The following is a 15,818-nucleotide window of genomic DNA, read 5'->3' as shown; positions in this document are numbered from 1 at the left end:
GTAATTATGAGTGGGAAAGCGCTCTTAATATGTAGGAATTTTATATGGAGTCAAATGTAAACTTCTTCAATTTCCCTTGGATATATATTGAGTCTACCTCTAATGACCACATCTTTTTTCCAATTTACAATAAAGAAATAACCATCTTCATCAAATAAAAAATCAGAGACACTGAGGGAAGGTGGTTAATTATCGAAATTTTCTAAAAGTTATATTGATTATTTTTCCTTTTTTAATTACACTTATTTTACGAACGTTAGTAATCGGGTGGAATATGAAAGCTCTACTTATTAAGACAAGTACTTTGGCTCAATTTGTGGAGAAAGGATACGAGAGTACTTCTTTAACTGACATTGTAAAAGAGCACTTTAATTCCTATTATAGTGAGCTTGAAAATTTTGTGGAATTATCTTTACTAAGAGCTGAGAATCTTCGTGTTGGTGTAGATGAAAGAACAATTTCATTTTTAAATTTTTAGATGGCATGTTAGTTGAGTTGATTTACTCAAGTATAGAGAAATTTGATTTAAGGCTTGATCTGTCTTGGAACATCTTCTGGCATGGTATTTCTAAATGAAGAATAGCTACTTCTTGAAATGAAGGTGGCTATTTTTATGTCAAAAACAGGCATTAAGATAGAAGTTCATCATATCTTATCTCCTTGAAAACAGAAAGCCAGAGAGTAGACGTAGAGGAGGATCAACCCTGAATAATTGCGAAATATCTTAAACTTACTTGTGTAAGAAAAGTAATAAACTGTTGATTTAGCTGTTATTCGATTAAACGAGGAAATAATCACATATTAAGCATCGATTTGTAAGCGTTTACTAATTTGTATTACGGGGGGTATAAAGTTGATTAGTCCTTTGAATTCGAAAACAATTAGTTACTTGCCGTCTCAGCCTGACTTTGAATTTCAGACAGATTACTATATTGAACATAAAGTTAGAATTAAACCAAATCAACCATCTATTCTGTTTTACCAATTTAAAATGGGAGGGGTTAGTAGTCAAATTTCTGTTATTCCGGACGGGTGTATCGATATTCTTATTAATTGTGATCAGCATTACGGTAATATTTGTGGAAGCGTTACTAAAAGTAGAGTGATTAATCTTCTCCCAAACAATACATACTTTGGTATTCGTTTTCTGCCATGCCTAGATATTAAGAAAATAAAATTCGGTATTAAAGACCTTACAGATAAAGAAATTTGCTTAAATGAAATGTTTCCTGTAAATACGAATATTTTAGAAAGGGTAGTAACTGACGAAAGTTTCATGGAAAGAGTCAATATATTCATTGAAACATTGGGAAGTCAAATTTTTGAGATTGATATATCAACAAAACTAATAAAACAAGCATTATATAATATATACGCGACGAGAGGTAATATTACGATAACTCAACTTGCAGAAGAAATAGGATATTCAACTAGATATTTAAGAAAACAATTTGAAGACCATATTGGCATTTCCCCAAAATTATTTAGCCAAATAGTAAGATTTCAATCGTCACTAAATATGCTTCTAAGGACAACCCACTTTACGTTAAATGATGTTATTTATGAGAATGGTTATTATGACCAAGCCCATTTGATCCATGAGTTTCGGAATTTTGGATGCGTGACACCTTATCAACTAACTGGGCAAAAAAGCTGCCTGAAAACTAGCTAAATAACGTTTGTTTAGCTAAAGCAATTACTTATTTAAGTAATTGCTTTTTTACGTGCGACTGGCATGCGCATATTGGAAGAATTTTTGGGTGAAAATTTAGAATGTTCCGATTTTTACAATATCAAATTATCTTCATCTGATAATCTGTAATTAATATAAAGAATGCTTATTGTTCCTACTACAGTTCAAAGGAAAAATGGGCAATCAACAAAACAAAAGAGGGGAGTCAGATGAATGACGAAATACCAACTGTTTATTAATGGTAATTGGGTTGAGGCTATGCCAGGCAACGTTTGAGTCTATTAACCTCAGAACCGGAAATGTACAGTTAGACAAAGCATGCCTGGGTTGACTTGAATGAAAAAGTTTTGAATATGGAGGGTAACGCTTTGTATAAATAACAAAATTATAATAACACCAATGGGGGTAGGGATTATAGAGACACAAAAATCAGTAGAGAACATTCAAATTTTATCAGATGGGCAAAGTCTAAAAAGAAGTTTAAAGATGCGAGATTTAGTTATTTTTGGCCTTGGCTTTATGGCACCAGTTGCAGCGATGTCAATGTTTGGAATTATCACATTGGTATCTCAGGGCCATTCTGTCCTCTCATATGTTCTTGGTTTTGTTGCAATGTTATTTACGGCGTACAGTTTCGGTAAAATGGTTGAAGCTTACCCAGTTGCGGGCTCAACCTATACCTACGCCCATAAAGCGCTACACCCTAAAATAGGATTTATAGCTGGATGGGGAATGCTCCTTGATTATCTGTTAATCCCCATGCTAACTTTTTTGATCAGTGCAAGTTTTGCAAACGCCCTTGTACCAAGCATTCCGATTTGGGGTTGGGTGCTCATTTTTGCTATCCCAATCACGATTGTAAATATGATTGGAATTGATATAGCAGCTAAGTTGAACTTAGTTTTAGTGCTCCTCATGATTATCGCGGTGATTGCCTTTGTTTTAAGCGCAAGTCACTTTATTATAACGGGCGATTTAGCTCTAATAAACTATAAGGCAATTTATGATGGTGATTCATTTTCAGTAGGAGCGGTGATTGGTGGGGCAGCTATTGTGATTGTCGCTTACCTAGGTTTTGATGCTATAACAACCTTGGCTGAAGAGACGAACGTAGGAGGGAATAAAATTGGTTTGGCCATTTTGTTTACCTGTGTCATTCAAACAGTATTTTATGTTTCCGTCACTTATTTAGCAGTGATTCTTGTGGGAAACTATTTAGCTATTGATAATCCCGACACAGCCTTCTTCAACGTTTTAGAGACTATAGGGGGCGGGTTTCTTCAGACTTATATTACACTTACGATTATCGCATCTGGAATTGCAAGCGCCTTAGCTAGCCAATCAGCTTCAAGTCGTCTGCTCTTAGGGATGGGGCGTGACAATGTCATCCCTCGAAAATTTTTTAGCTATATCCATCCAAAGTATAAAACACCGGTTAATAATATTTTATTAATGTCAATCATCGGAATTATAGGTGCAGTATCTTTGAATCTGCAAATTGTATCCGACTTAGTTGCATTTGGTGGATTATTAGGATTTGCTTTCGTGAATGTTTGTGTAATTAATCATTACTATTTAAAAAATAAGCAAAAAAATATCGTTAAATATTTGATTATACCATTAATAGGGATGTTGGTTTGTCTTTATATCTTATGGGGGCTTTCAACAACCGGAAAAATAGTTGGATTTACCTGGATGGGAATTGGTGTTTGTTATTTCGTGATTCGATCCTTGTATTCAAAAGAATCAAAGAGACTCTTAACAGATATAGAAGGGCAGAATATTAGTTAAATAAACGAACAATGCTTAATAATATTTGTCTATTAAAGGAGGAATAAAATATGCAATTCGTTACAAAGAGGGAAAACCTAAGTAAATTGGAATTATCAGAACTTGATAAAAAACATTATTTACATCCAACCACACCACCAAGAGCCCATTATTTATCAGGGCCTTCAACAATCTTTACAGAAGGAAAAGGAATTTATCTGAAAGACATAGAGGGGAAGGAGCGTATTGATGGGGTTTCGATGCTTTGGAATGTTAACCTTGGCTATGGGAATGAAGAGCTTGCTGAGGTAGCAAAACAGCAGATGTTAAAACTTTCTTACAGCTCTTCATTCAGCGGACAATCCAATGAGCCTGCTATCCTTTTAGCACAGAAAGTGGCCTCATTAGCACCTGGTGATTTAAATGTTTGCTTCTTCACATCGGGAGGCTCGGAATCTAATGATACTGCATTTAAACTAGCCCGTTTTTATTGGAAAGTAAAAGGTCAGCCAGAGAAAACTAAAATTATTTCTCTTGAACAATCATTCCATGGGGTTACAGTAGGAGCCACAAGTGCTACCGGAATCGAGGGATTCAACAAATTTACGACTTCTAATGCTCCGAACTTCCTTACTGCTGCAGCCCATGTTTTAAATGCAGAACTTGGTGACAAAACTGATCCAAATTACGCGCGTTCTATTCGTGGGATAATTGAATCAGAAGGATCCGACAACATAGCCGCTGTCATTCTGGAGCCAATCCAAGGCGCAGGCGGGGTAAGGTTCCCTCCTGATGGATACCTTCAAGCTGTTCGCAAACTTTGCGACGAACACAACATTTTGCTTATTGCAGATGAGGTGATTTGTGGGTTTGGAAGAACCGGAAAGACCTTTGGTGTTGATAATTGGAACATTGTTCCGGACCTACTATGTGTTGCAAAAGGAATCTCAAGTGGCTACGCACACCTTGGTGCCGTAATTATGAGAGAGCATGTAAGAGAAGCATTTATTCAATCAGATGAAATGATGTTCCATGGATTCACATATAGTGGACATCCAATGGCTTGCGCGGTTGGCTTGAAGACACTTGAGATATTAGAAAGAGATCAAATTGTGGAGAATAGTAGACTTCGCGGTGAAGAATTATTAAAAGGACTTAAGTATCTCGAAAGCAATCACAAACATATAACGAATGTAAGAGGTCTTGGTCTACTTGCCGGTATTGAGCTAGTTAAAGATCCTGAAAATGGCATCTCATTTGATCAGTCGGTACACGCCGCAGCTCTGTATACAGATATATGCATGGACTTAGGGCTGCAATTGCGTTACTTCGATTGGAAGGGAACAAATACGGTTGCTCTTGCTCCACCGCTTATTATTACAAGCCAACAGGTTGACGAGATTATTAACAGAATGTCTGACGCTTTTAAAAGGTTCGAAAAACAAATTTAATTCACGCTAGCAAAATCTATTAAGACTATTGATAGTACAGTACTTTATCTAATAAACGACTGCTGACCAGGTGCTCATAACATATGAGTACCTGGTCTTTTTGCGTTTATTCATCATACGGTCTAAATTTTTTACAGAGGATTAAGCCGAGGAATAATTGATTTAAATACACTATATAAAGACCAATCCATGATGGAAGGTCTTTATTTTGTTCATCAAATCTCCACCATATGTAGAAAATTAAAGCTCGATAAAATCAAAATATCCCTGAATAAAATTAAATGAAAAACAACCTATAAACCCTAATAAGTAAAGGTTCACCGGCTAAATAAAAATATAGATTGATCTGAAAAAAGCAATTCTACAAGTATCAATAATGGATGAGAACCTGTTTTAAACAATATTAATTCCTGCAGTCGCATTACCAAGAATAATGTCAACTGCAGTTTCTCCTGGTAACGATGAAATATAAAATACCATTAATAAACGATCACCTGCAGCTACTGGTACTGCTTATATAGAAAGCTTCGAAAGGGAACAAATAATCATACCTTATTCCATTGTAGGGTTAATCTTAAAAATGGTTTAAATTTAGTAGTTGACCCCGTGGTTTATTGTCTGTTATATTTTCAGAAACACTAAAAGGATAGGTGAAGAAGTTCGGCATAGCAGAAGTTTGATTTTCGCGAACTTTGTTATGACTGGAAAAGAGTAAAAAAATCAATTTGAAGCAAACTGAAATAAGCATTTTTATGTGTTTATTTGGTATGCCCATTTGATTTTTTACTCTACGGACTGATTCTCTTTTTTAACCGCAGAGTAAAGCTCTGCGGTTTTTTGTGTTTTAAAATTTTTAGGAGGAAGTTTTTATGAATAATTTATTAAACCAATTACAGGTACCTTCACGATTTGAACAGACTGATAATATTTTTTGGCAGGATCCTTATATTGCCAAACAATTATTAGAAGCTCATTTAAACTCTGATATTGAAGGAGCTAGTAGGAGTTTTCCGTTTATTGATAAATCTATTGATTTTATTCAACAAATAGCTCCCAAAAAATCTTATCAAAAAGTACTAGACTTAGGTTGTGGTCCAGGACTTTATAGTGAGCGATTAGCCAAAAAAGGTTATACGGTAACAGGGATAGACTTCTCTGAAAACTCAATTCGTTATGCTAAAGAACAAGCAAAAAAACTAGATTATGATATTGAATATCGCTATGAGAATTATTTGGAATTAAATGATTCAAATATCTATGACCTGGCCCTATTAATATATTGTGATTATGGTGCTCTTGCACCTGAAGATCGCAGGAAATTACTTTTCAACATTTGGAACAGTTTGAAGAATGGTGGAAAGTTGTTATTAGATGTTTTCTCTCAAAATAAATTTGATCAATTCAAAGAAGAACAATATTGGAGTACTAATGAAGATGGTGGTTTCTGGTCAAAGGATTGCTATGTAGCTATCGGTAGAAATCTTAAATATCTTGATAGAGTAACATTAGAGCAAACAACAGTGGTAACCGATGATAAAATAGAAACTTACAACATTTGGTATCAATTCTTCACAAAGGAATTCTTCATCAAAGAGGTAACCGCTGTAGGGTTTATTGTAAAAGAAATTTATGATGATGTTTCTGGTAAAACAGGAACCGGAGGAAGTGAAACTATCGCCTTATTGTTAGAAAAACAAGGGTAAATTGATTTTTTTCTTTTTCATTGCTTCATTATAATGGAGCAATGAAAAAGCTTAATTAGGGGTCCCGCCATATGCCTATCAACCTAATGGAACAGACTGTCCCCAAAACGATAAAAATAAACTTCGGTGCTATAAAAAACACAAAATTTTCGTTTGGGGGTACTTTAAAATCTTAGGTTGATGGCGATGGGGTGCATGCTATCAAAAATAGCTCTGCTTGAGTAAACGATCTTCTGCAAGTTTTTTTTATTGAAAACCCTTTTTCTTTATTCTTTAATAATTATTTGCGCCGAATTTAACTTGCACATTTGCATCCTCGTATTCTTTTTTTACCAGGTAGATAATTTCATTTGCTTGATATTTTGGTAGTTCCTTTGCCATCACTGTTACAGAAACTTTTTCTCCTTCTATTCGTACTAAAGCATCGGGGTAGCCTAGTGTCTTGATTTGCATCTCGAGTATGGTTTCTGTAGATTCTTCTTTATTGAGAGTATCAATTTCTATAGACGCCTTATTTTTTTCTTCAGCAAAATACTGATCTGACGTAATTTGTTGTGTTAACTTTTGGCGAAGTTGGTTTCTCTCGTTACTAACTTGTAGGCGCGTTTCTTCAAATAAAGTGCTTGAAGAGGATACTTCCTTTGTTACATTCTGTAAAGTTTCTTTTTGATCTGCATCTTCTCTAAATGTAATCTCCTCTTTTGATTGTTTTGGTGAATCCATCAAAGAATAGACGGAAATAACCGCTACTAGGGTTAATAATGCAAGTAACCAAGACGATTTACTTTGTAGGTGCATTCACTGTCCCTCCATCAATAAATTTTGTGAAATACTAAGCATTTTTTCAATGTCTGTTCAATGAGAAATTTATGGAGCAGTATCGTTTATTATGTTAATGGCAAGAAATGCGTAATTAATGAGCCCTCACTTGAGAGTTAATAGAGCATGAGTCTTACTTGCCTTAAATATATTCCTAAGAAACCTAATTCTTACATAAAACTTAAAAATAAATTACGTCCTCAAACTCTAGCAAGTCTGGAATAGATTGTTATAAACTGAGAATAAGGAAAAACGATTTACACATTTAAGGAGGGAACAATTTTGATAATTATGGAAACAGAAAGGTTAGAATTACGAGAATTTAATGATGAGGATATTTCTGTCCTTCACACAATTTTTTCAGATGCAGAAACAATGAAATATTATCCGTCTCCATTTAATTTACAACAAACTAAAAATTGGATTGACAAAAATAAACAAAGATATCGAGAAGATGGTTATGGTTTATGGGCTGTCTGTTTAAAAGAATCGAAAGAATTAATTGGAGATTGTGGCCTCGTTAAACAAATAGTTGATGGAAAAACTGAAGTTGAAGTGGGTTACCATATTCATAAAAAATATTGGTCTAAAGGATATGCAACTGAAGCAGCTAAAGGTTGTGTGGAATATGGATTTACACATTTAGGACAAGAAAAATTAATAAGTATTATTGATCCAAAAAATGGACCATCCATTCGTGTGGCTGAAAAAAATGGTTTTATGAAGGAAAAGGAGTCGTTTATTTTTAATAAAATTCATGCTATATATTCATTACAATAGAATAAGTTGCAATTGTAATTAAGTGATTGCAATTGCAACTTTTTGATATTTTGTATAGAGAATTATTGATAGAAAATTAAGTACAATATATTATAGTTAGATTGGAAGTTCTTATCTATTTTTTTGTTACAGGAATTTTTGAAAGATCCTTTTTTAAATAGTAGTGCTTATAATCTCTTCCTACATTGTCCAATGTACCGTATACTTGATATCCGTGATTTTCATAAAAATCTAAAGCTTGAAAACTTAAAGTATCCACTTTTATGAAATCACAGTTGTTATGTAAAGCAATTTGTTCGATTTCTACTAATAATTGAGAGCCATAGCCTGAACCACGAATTTCCTCATCGATCATAAGTGTATGGATCTCTAACCAATTCCAACAAATTTCCCCCAGTATACCACCACAGATTTGACCATTTTCATCTGTAAGGAAGAGGTTGATATCTTGATATCTACCTCTTAAATCTTTTGGGAAATGTTTCAAATTGTATTCATACAGCTTATTATTAATTAAAGATTTTTTACGATCATTTTGCTCTTGTGAGATGTTGTATTGCATAAATTTTTTCCTCCTCTTTTATAATGGGAAATTTCGCTTCCAAATCATATGATGGCTATTTTCACTCCAATAATGTTCTAGTAAAAAGTTTTGCTTCCCCAATTTTTTCTGCCAAAAAGTTTGAGCCTGTTTGTAGCCACTATCTAAACAAAAACCTCGCACATTTTTACTCTCTAGCGTGGTGAACATTTTTTGAAGTAACATCGATCCTATTCCACGATTTTGATAGTGGGGGTGAACAAAAACCGTCCCAATCTCAGGAAATTCTATTAGATCGTCCTTTATCGTTTTTTGAATCAATTCATTCGCTACTCCGTATTCGATTGTACCCATAATATTCTTAGTTTCTTCATCAACTGCTATCCAGAAAAATCTTTTCTCTCCTTGGCTATCCAAATCCCATTGTAAATAATGTTTTTTTAGTTCCCATTCTTCTTTTTGATCATCATGTAGCCCTGCAAGACCTTCTTTTTCAAAAGTATCGGTAATCACAAGGAGAAAAAACTCATGCAACTCTTTAGTATCTGTTGGTTGGGGACGTCTTATGTTAATTTTATCCAAATAGCATCCTCCTAATTATAAAATAAAAAAGATAAGTATATATAGCATTAGACAAATAACCAGGTACTTAAAAAGTAAAGACCTGGTCATTTTGCAAATCATTCATTCATTTTTTCATTCTCTGGTTCTAAGTGAATAAGAATATTGGCTTGATGAAAGAGGTTATTTATCTTTTCTTCAATACGATCACATAAATCATGAACGGTTTCAATGCTTTTATTGGATGCTACAACTAAATGGAAATCGATATATTCTTCAGCGCCGGAACGTCTAGTTCGAAAATCATGATACTCGATGTATTCATCTTTAAATGATTCAATAATTTGGATAATTTGTTCTTCCTCTTCTTTTGATAAACGCGCATCTAATAATGGAGGAAATGCTTCTTTCATGAGTTTGAAAGCTTCCACCATAATATAACAGGCTAATAGAATACCGATAATTGGGTCTAATATATACCAACCAGTTAAATGGACAATCAATAAACTTAGGGCAACGCCTAATGATGTATAGACATCTGTAAGTAGGTGGAGTGCATTTGATTTCATGGCAACAGAGTTGGTATTCTTTGCAGTTCTATAAACAATCCTTGATACAACAAAATTAATCAAGGCGCCAAATAACATGACCAGTATTCCTAGAACTGGGAGTTTGATTGGTGTGGGAGTAATAATTTTATGAATACATTCGTAAATAATCCAAATCCCAGCAACAAAAATTAACAGTGTTTCAATCGTTCCAGAAATATTTTCAACCTTCCCGTGTCCGTAGGGATGCTCTTTATCAGCTGGTTTACCGGAGATTCGTACGGAGAAAAAGGCAATTAAAGAAGCGAGTAAGTCTAAAAAAGAATGGATTGCTTCAGACAAAATTGCTACCGATCCAGTGAACAATCCAACAATAATTTTTAAAAGGACAACAGTAGAATTACTAATAACTGATAAAAATGCAATTTTTGATGAATTCACCTTAAATCACCTCCTGATACATTTAGACTTATGATACCAAGTAAACTTTGTGTGGGTCTATAGCAACGTTTTTTCCTAATTCCTATTAAATAATGAGTGTGAAAAAAAGTTGTATAAAGGAAAGATGCATAACCATAGTTAATAAATATTTATACAATACATTAAGGTATTAGCTATGGTCTTTGGATTAAGATAATATGCTAATTAAGCGAGAGAAGAATAAAATTATAGTATGTGTAGCCTAAAGAATATCTAGGATTTAATATCTATCACCGTTTTCTATTGTTCACATTAACTGTAAAATTAGACAACAGAAAAAAGAAAAGGAATTGATATCCATTTTCTACCTTCGATAAAATAAGATAGGGTCATCACACAAAGTTTGAGATGCATTTGTTAAAACGTATATCAATAAAATAGTGGTTTCAAATTAATTTGGTCGGTAAAGAGGCGGATGGTAAAGTGAATTATATTCAAATTACTAGGAGCAATATTGAACAGGAGCATTTATGTTGTGCACTTGGGGCGAAGCAATACGAACAAGCGGTAAAGGAAAAGAAAGAATGGCTAATGAACCGTATGGATGAGGGGTTAGTTTTTTATCGTTTAAATGATCAGGCAAAGGTGTTTATTGAATATTTACCTGCAAAACAAGCTTGGGTTCCTATAGATGCACCGAATTATATGTATATTAATTGCCTTTGGGTTTCAGGTAAGTATAAAAATCAGAATCATGCGACAACTGCTTGAAAAGTGTAAGGAAGATGCACTAGCGCAAGGTATGGATGGTAACGTACATATAATAGGGGGGGGAATGTTTCCATTTCTAAGTGATAAGCGTTATTTTGAACAGTTGGGGTTTAAAGTTGTAGATCAAGCAGCACCTTATTTTCAGCTAGTAGCTAGTTGTCTATAAATTTAACGATTGTGCCGAGTATCCTTCCTTTAAACTACAGAAGAAAAATCCTTTATCTAATAACAGAGGTATTGTGATATATTTCACTGCCCGATGTCCGTTTGCAGTAGGTGTTATAAATGATTTGAAAAATAAAGCAGAGAAAAGGGGCATTCCTTTTCATGCATATCAACTAATGACGAAAGATGAAGCACAGAATGCACCTATCATATGGACAACCTTTGGGCTATCTTACAATGTTCAGTTTATTTCACATGAAATTATGAGTGCAAACAAGTTCGAAAAATTATTAAATACATTATGAGTAGGGAATTTATCCCCCTTTTATGAACTTTAAAATTAGAGCAAATAAACAAATACCTATAAAAGAACCTAGAGTAAACGACCAAGAAAAATAATCGTAAAAGATGTATGCAATTACGATTGCAAGCATATAGCCGAGAACAGTGCCTAACAATTGTTTTTTGATATTCAACGTTCTCACTCCTTATTGCGTAGGATTTTTAAAATTTATCCCCCTTATTTACATTTTATAGAATTATCAGACAAATATCCATGGGAATTAAGAAGTGAGGTAGACATCAGCTTTGAAAATTAGCAAACAGTATGCAGAACATTTTATATGGGGAGATCCATGTGATGGCTGGCATTTAGTGAAGAATAAAGATCTCAGTATTATTTATGAGTGAATGGCTGCTAAAACAGTTGAGGTTAATCATTATCATCAGCATGCACAACAATTTTTCTTTGTGCTATATGGAACAGCAACGATCGATATTGACGGAGAACGAATTGTGTTACAAAAAAATGAAGGAATTGAAGTGCTACCCATTAAACCGCACCAGATGCGTAATGATTCAGGGGAAGAGGTAGAGTTTTTGGTCATTTCACAAGCAAATAGTAGAGGAGATCGTGTTCGTATCCAACTATAAAGTAATTTTCATTCTTTTGCATGAGGAATGTATTTATTTTAGTAAGTATAGTAAATGTTAACAATTGCAAAGGAGATGTTTTACGAATGAAGATTACGAAGGTGAAACTATATGTCCATGATCTACATAAAATGAAGGAATTTTACTGCAATCATTTAGGATTTACATTAATTCAGAATACGGATAACTTTTTTGATATAGCTGTTGGTGAAAGTATTATCACTTTTGAAAAAATACCGTATTTGGTTAAAAAACAATATCATTTTGCGTTAAATATTCCATGTAATCTATTTAAACAAGCGAAAAGCTGGGTAAAAGAATATGCAGAATTATTATTTTCAGAGGGACAGGATGAAGTATACTTTGATACATTAAAGGCTCTTTCTTGTTATTTTTATGATCCAGAAGGAAATATTATTGAGCTCATTTCAAGACAGGATGTAAATCCAAAACAGGATGTAGAGTCTTTTTCACCCGAGCAAATACTAAATATTGCCGAAATGAATTTAACGACGGATGCTATTTATTCAGTAGCCGATAGTTTAAAAGAATACGGTATAACGCCAATGAATCATAACGAAATTCGCTCAAATGCTCTCACGTTTATGGGGAATTATGAAGATGGAGCAAATTTACTTTTAGGACCAAGTGAACGTATTTGGTATTTTTCTAATAAAAAAGCAATTGTTAGTCCTATTAAGATAGAAATCAATAAAAACTTGCAACTATGCATGACCGAAGACGGTGATTTCACCATTTCGCAGCTTTAAAAACACTATCAGACCATAAAATCTCCTTATAATTGCCATTGAATAAAACGAAAAGGGATTAGGGGAATATTCGGGAGAAAAACTGCTCATAAAATCCCGTTGGTGAAGACTAATAATCGGTGGGGATAAAGTAACCCCCCCTGAAGGTTTCATTTAGAAGTAGTGCAATAAAAATGCTAATAATCAATCATAAAGGAGTTATTTTATTGAAAGCAAAAAGCATTAAATTATATGAATTTGGAAGCCCTCGGGAGGTTTTGAAGTTTGAAAATAAAACGATTCAGCCCCCTCAAGAACAAGAAATTCTTGTTCGAATGCTGGCTCGACCTATTAATCCTTCAGATTTAATACCAATATGGGGGAGTTATGCTCATCGAATTTCTTTACCAACTATTCCTGGCTATGAAGGGGTCGGTATTGTAGAAGATGTAGGTCCGTATGTTTCTCAGAATCTTATCGGAAAGCGTGTATTACCTTTACGAGGGGAAGGGACTTGGCAGGAAATTGTAAAAACAAGCGCAGAATTCGCAGTGCCCATTCCAGATTCTATCGATGATTTTACTGCAGCGCAAATGTATATCAACCCAATGACAGCTTGGGTGACTTGTACGGACATATTACAATTGAGGCCAAATGATGTTTTATTAGTGAATGCTTGTGGGTCCGCAATTGGACACATATTTGCTCAGCTAGCAAAATTATTAGGTTTTCAATTAATCGCAGTAACGAGAAATAATCGACATACGGACGATTTAATTCAGCTTGGCGCTTCCTATGTAATAGATACTTCAAAAGCACCGCTCTATGAGACAGTAATGGAACTAACAAATGGTAGGGGTGCTAATGCTGCTATTGATTCTATTGGAGGGGCAGCAGGCAATGATCTTGCTTTCTGTCTGAAATCTGGAGGGAACTTTTTAGCTATTGGTCTTTTATCAGGTGTGCAAGTGAATTGGCAGAGAATCGTTAAAGAGGCAAATGTAAATGCAAATATGTTCCATTTGCGTCATTGGAATAAGCAAGTATCGGTAGAAAGATGGCAAGATACATTTCATCATTTAATTCAACTAGTTAATAGTGGTAATTTAAAAATGATGACGGTTGATGCTCATTATGATTTGTTAGACATTAAAAACGCGATAACGGCTGTTGAATCATCTAAAACTACTAAAGGAAAGATTTTTTTAACTTCTTTCAGCGAATGTTCACCCGCTGAAATATAGGAACTCAGTCTAAGAACGCCACGTCCTGTGGCAATTTATCTGCGCTTTCGCACAAAAGACACCTGCTGCTGACGCTGCGTTGGCACTACGCTTTCGCACAAAAGACATATTGTTGGCCTAAAGCACTCCTTTCCGATTCCGGACGCAATTATGCATGGCATAATTGATCAAGTTGTAAATAAAAATGAAGGGTATTATTTTTACCCTTCGTTTTTTTATGCCAGCTTAAAAAATCTAAGATTATTACGATCCTAAAATAAATCAGTTGATAAATAACGCAGACCAGTATCAGGTAAAATAACGACAATTCGTTTTCCTCTGTTCTCTGTACGTTTTGCAAGAGCTGTGGCGGCAAATATAGCAGCACCTGATGAAGTACCTACTAATATACCATCTGATTTCGCAACTGCGCGTGCAGCCTCATAAGCTTGTGCAGTTTCTACCTCAAGCACTTCATCAATTATTTCTAAATGAACATTCGATGGTACACGAGCCTCGTCGGCATCAGAGAAGCGGTGAACGCCTGTGATTTCATGGATATCTGGATTATCAACTGTTGCAATGGAATTAACAGCAGGCTCTACTCCAATGATCTGAATAGCTGGATTTTTTGATTTTAAGTATGCGCCAGCACCACTTATCGTACCACCTGTGCCGATTGCTGCCACAAAGATATCAATTTGTCCGTCTGTATCCTCCCAAATCTCAGGGCCAGTGGTTAACTTATGAATATTTGGGTTGGCATCATTATTAAGCTGATTTAAAAACACAACATTTTCTTCTTGTTCAACGACTGTTTCTCGAAATACTTTATTCGTTTCAACAAAATCACCCTCTGTTTCCTCAAAAGCAGCTACCATTTCTGGGACATCTGAAAAAGGGACAACCTCCGTTCCGTATGCCTTTACAACTTTTGTACGCTCTTCACTTACACCATCCTGCATGTAAATTCGAAGCTTATAGCCTTTTGCAGCTGCAATTGCGGCTAGACCAATACCGGTATTGCCACTTGTTGTTTCAATTATTGTTTTATCCTTTGTTAATATACCACGAGCTTCAGCATCCTCAATCATCGCTTTAGCAACACGGTCCTTCACACTATTAGCAGGATTAAAATACTCTAGCTTTACGATAATTTCGGCTTCTAACTGTTGCTCTTTTACATACTGATTTAATGCTAATAGTGGTGTATGTCCGATTAATTCTGTAATAGATTGTTTGATCTTCTTCGTTACAATTTGACCCATCCCAATCAACCCCTTCAATTTAACTTATTTCAGTGGGGTCCAAACACCCGCTGAAATAGAGGAACTCAGGCTAATAACTTCACATCCTGTGAAAACGCCTGAGTAACCAACATCGTATAGGCCCTTGTGTTGTTGCTGCCGCTACGCTTTCGCGCAAAAAACATCTGCAGGCCTAAGCACAAAGCCGATTCCTGACGCAATTATGCCGAGGCATAATTGTTCCTACTTAACTTACTTGTTTTGTAGGAATTAGTGGAATCGTATCATGATAAATCCTTATAAGCAATAAAATGCCTGATAGAATGATTGAATCTAATGATAGAAAAAAATAATGAATCCAATCTACAAATTAATTTTTCCTATGTGTAATGAGAGAAGTCTGGATTATTATTGATATTGCTTCTATGCGAAAGCGAGTAGCAT

14 protein-coding genes and 2 pseudogenes are annotated in these 15,818 nt (G+C 34.7%); 10 read left to right on the top strand and 6 right to left on the bottom strand.

All coding sequences use genetic code 11. From position 1 onward, the window contains the following. Nucleotides 1-214 precede the first annotated feature (214 nt). The 5 genes from ACQKMI_RS01590 to ACQKMI_RS01570 all read left to right on the top strand — a co-directional run bounded on the left by ACQKMI_RS01590 (nt 215) and on the right by ACQKMI_RS01570 (nt 6,617). The gene (locus tag ACQKMI_RS01590) at nt 215-478 is read left to right on the top strand and encodes a hypothetical protein (RefSeq protein WP_427486885.1); all 264 of its coding nucleotides are present in this window, start codon (nt 215-217) and stop codon (nt 476-478) included. A gap of 375 nt (nt 479-853) precedes the next feature. After that, entirely contained in the window at nt 854-1,672 is an 819-nt protein-coding gene (locus tag ACQKMI_RS01585; RefSeq protein ID WP_427486884.1) for a helix-turn-helix domain-containing protein, read from the top strand. 420 nt (nt 1,673-2,092) lie between these two features. Further along, a complete protein-coding gene (locus ACQKMI_RS01580) occupies nt 2,093-3,484 on the top strand; it encodes an APC family permease (RefSeq protein ID WP_427486883.1) in 1,392 nt (463 codons plus the stop codon). 50 nt (nt 3,485-3,534) lie between these two features. Continuing rightward, on the top strand, nt 3,535-4,914 hold the full coding sequence (locus tag ACQKMI_RS01575; RefSeq protein ID WP_427486881.1) for an aspartate aminotransferase family protein: 1,380 nt from the start codon (nt 3,535-3,537) through the stop codon (nt 4,912-4,914). Nucleotides 4,915-5,783: 869 nt separating this feature from the next. Further along, entirely contained in the window at nt 5,784-6,617 is an 834-nt protein-coding gene (locus ACQKMI_RS01570) for a class I SAM-dependent methyltransferase (protein WP_427486880.1), read from the top strand. Between the two features lie 273 nt (nt 6,618-6,890). Here ACQKMI_RS01570 and ACQKMI_RS01565 read toward each other — a convergent pair whose 3' ends face one another. Further along, on the bottom strand, nt 6,891-7,415 hold the full coding sequence (locus ACQKMI_RS01565; protein ID WP_427486879.1) for a SpoIIIAH-like family protein: 525 nt from the start codon (nt 7,413-7,415) through the stop codon (nt 6,891-6,893). A 312-nt stretch (nt 7,416-7,727) separates the two neighbouring features. Here ACQKMI_RS01565 and ACQKMI_RS01560 point away from each other — a divergent pair, with 312 nt between their 5' ends. After that, a complete protein-coding gene (locus ACQKMI_RS01560) occupies nt 7,728-8,216 on the top strand; it encodes a GNAT family N-acetyltransferase (RefSeq protein ID WP_427487332.1) in 489 nt (162 codons plus the stop codon). Nucleotides 8,217-8,331: 115 nt separating this feature from the next. Here the strand turns inward: ACQKMI_RS01560 and ACQKMI_RS01555 are convergent, their stop codons facing one another. From ACQKMI_RS01555 to ACQKMI_RS01545, 3 genes are all read right to left on the bottom strand, one after another. Continuing rightward, complete coding sequence (locus ACQKMI_RS01555) at nt 8,332-8,778, bottom strand: GNAT family N-acetyltransferase (protein WP_427486878.1); 447 nt, start codon at nt 8,776-8,778, stop codon at nt 8,332-8,334. An 18-nt stretch (nt 8,779-8,796) separates the two neighbouring features. Then, on the bottom strand, nt 8,797-9,339 hold the full coding sequence (locus tag ACQKMI_RS01550; protein WP_427486877.1) for a GNAT family N-acetyltransferase: 543 nt from the start codon (nt 9,337-9,339) through the stop codon (nt 8,797-8,799). A 98-nt stretch (nt 9,340-9,437) separates the two neighbouring features. Continuing rightward, on the bottom strand, nt 9,438-10,307 hold the full coding sequence (locus ACQKMI_RS01545; RefSeq protein WP_427486876.1) for a cation diffusion facilitator family transporter: 870 nt from the start codon (nt 10,305-10,307) through the stop codon (nt 9,438-9,440). A 462-nt stretch (nt 10,308-10,769) separates the two neighbouring features. Between ACQKMI_RS01545 and ACQKMI_RS01540 the strand changes: the two are divergent. Next, a pseudogene (locus ACQKMI_RS01540) lies at nt 10,770-11,527 on the top strand (GNAT family N-acetyltransferase). A gap of 9 nt (nt 11,528-11,536) precedes the next feature. On the opposite strand, the gene ACQKMI_RS01535 reads toward ACQKMI_RS01540, so the two are convergent. Beyond that, a complete protein-coding gene (locus tag ACQKMI_RS01535; protein WP_323647698.1) occupies nt 11,537-11,698 on the bottom strand; it encodes a hypothetical protein in 162 nt (53 codons plus the stop codon). A gap of 112 nt (nt 11,699-11,810) precedes the next feature. Between ACQKMI_RS01535 and ACQKMI_RS01530 the strand changes: the two are divergent. From ACQKMI_RS01530 to ACQKMI_RS01520, 3 genes and pseudogenes are all read left to right on the top strand, one after another. After that, nucleotides 11,811-12,155 (top strand): annotated as a pseudogene (locus ACQKMI_RS01530) (cupin domain-containing protein). Between the two features lie 86 nt (nt 12,156-12,241). After that, entirely contained in the window at nt 12,242-12,925 is a 684-nt protein-coding gene (locus tag ACQKMI_RS01525) for a VOC family protein (RefSeq protein WP_427486875.1), read from the top strand. A 206-nt stretch (nt 12,926-13,131) separates the two neighbouring features. Then, nucleotides 13,132-14,148 carry a zinc-dependent alcohol dehydrogenase family protein gene (locus tag ACQKMI_RS01520; RefSeq protein WP_427486874.1) on the top strand — a complete coding sequence of 339 codons (1,017 nt, stop codon included), beginning with the start codon at nt 13,132-13,134 and terminating at the stop codon, nt 14,146-14,148. Between the two features lie 251 nt (nt 14,149-14,399). On the opposite strand, the gene ACQKMI_RS01515 is transcribed toward ACQKMI_RS01520, so the two are convergent. Next, a complete protein-coding gene (locus ACQKMI_RS01515; RefSeq protein WP_427486873.1) occupies nt 14,400-15,395 on the bottom strand; it encodes a PLP-dependent cysteine synthase family protein in 996 nt (331 codons plus the stop codon). Nucleotides 15,396-15,818: the final 423 nt, after the last annotated feature.

It is taken from the genome of Lysinibacillus sp. NPDC097214 (genome assembly GCF_050277945.1).
In the GTDB taxonomy this organism is placed as follows: domain Bacteria; phylum Bacillota; class Bacilli; order Bacillales_A; family Planococcaceae; genus Lysinibacillus; species Lysinibacillus xylanilyticus_B.
This window is presented reverse-complemented; position numbering and strand designations above follow the sequence as displayed.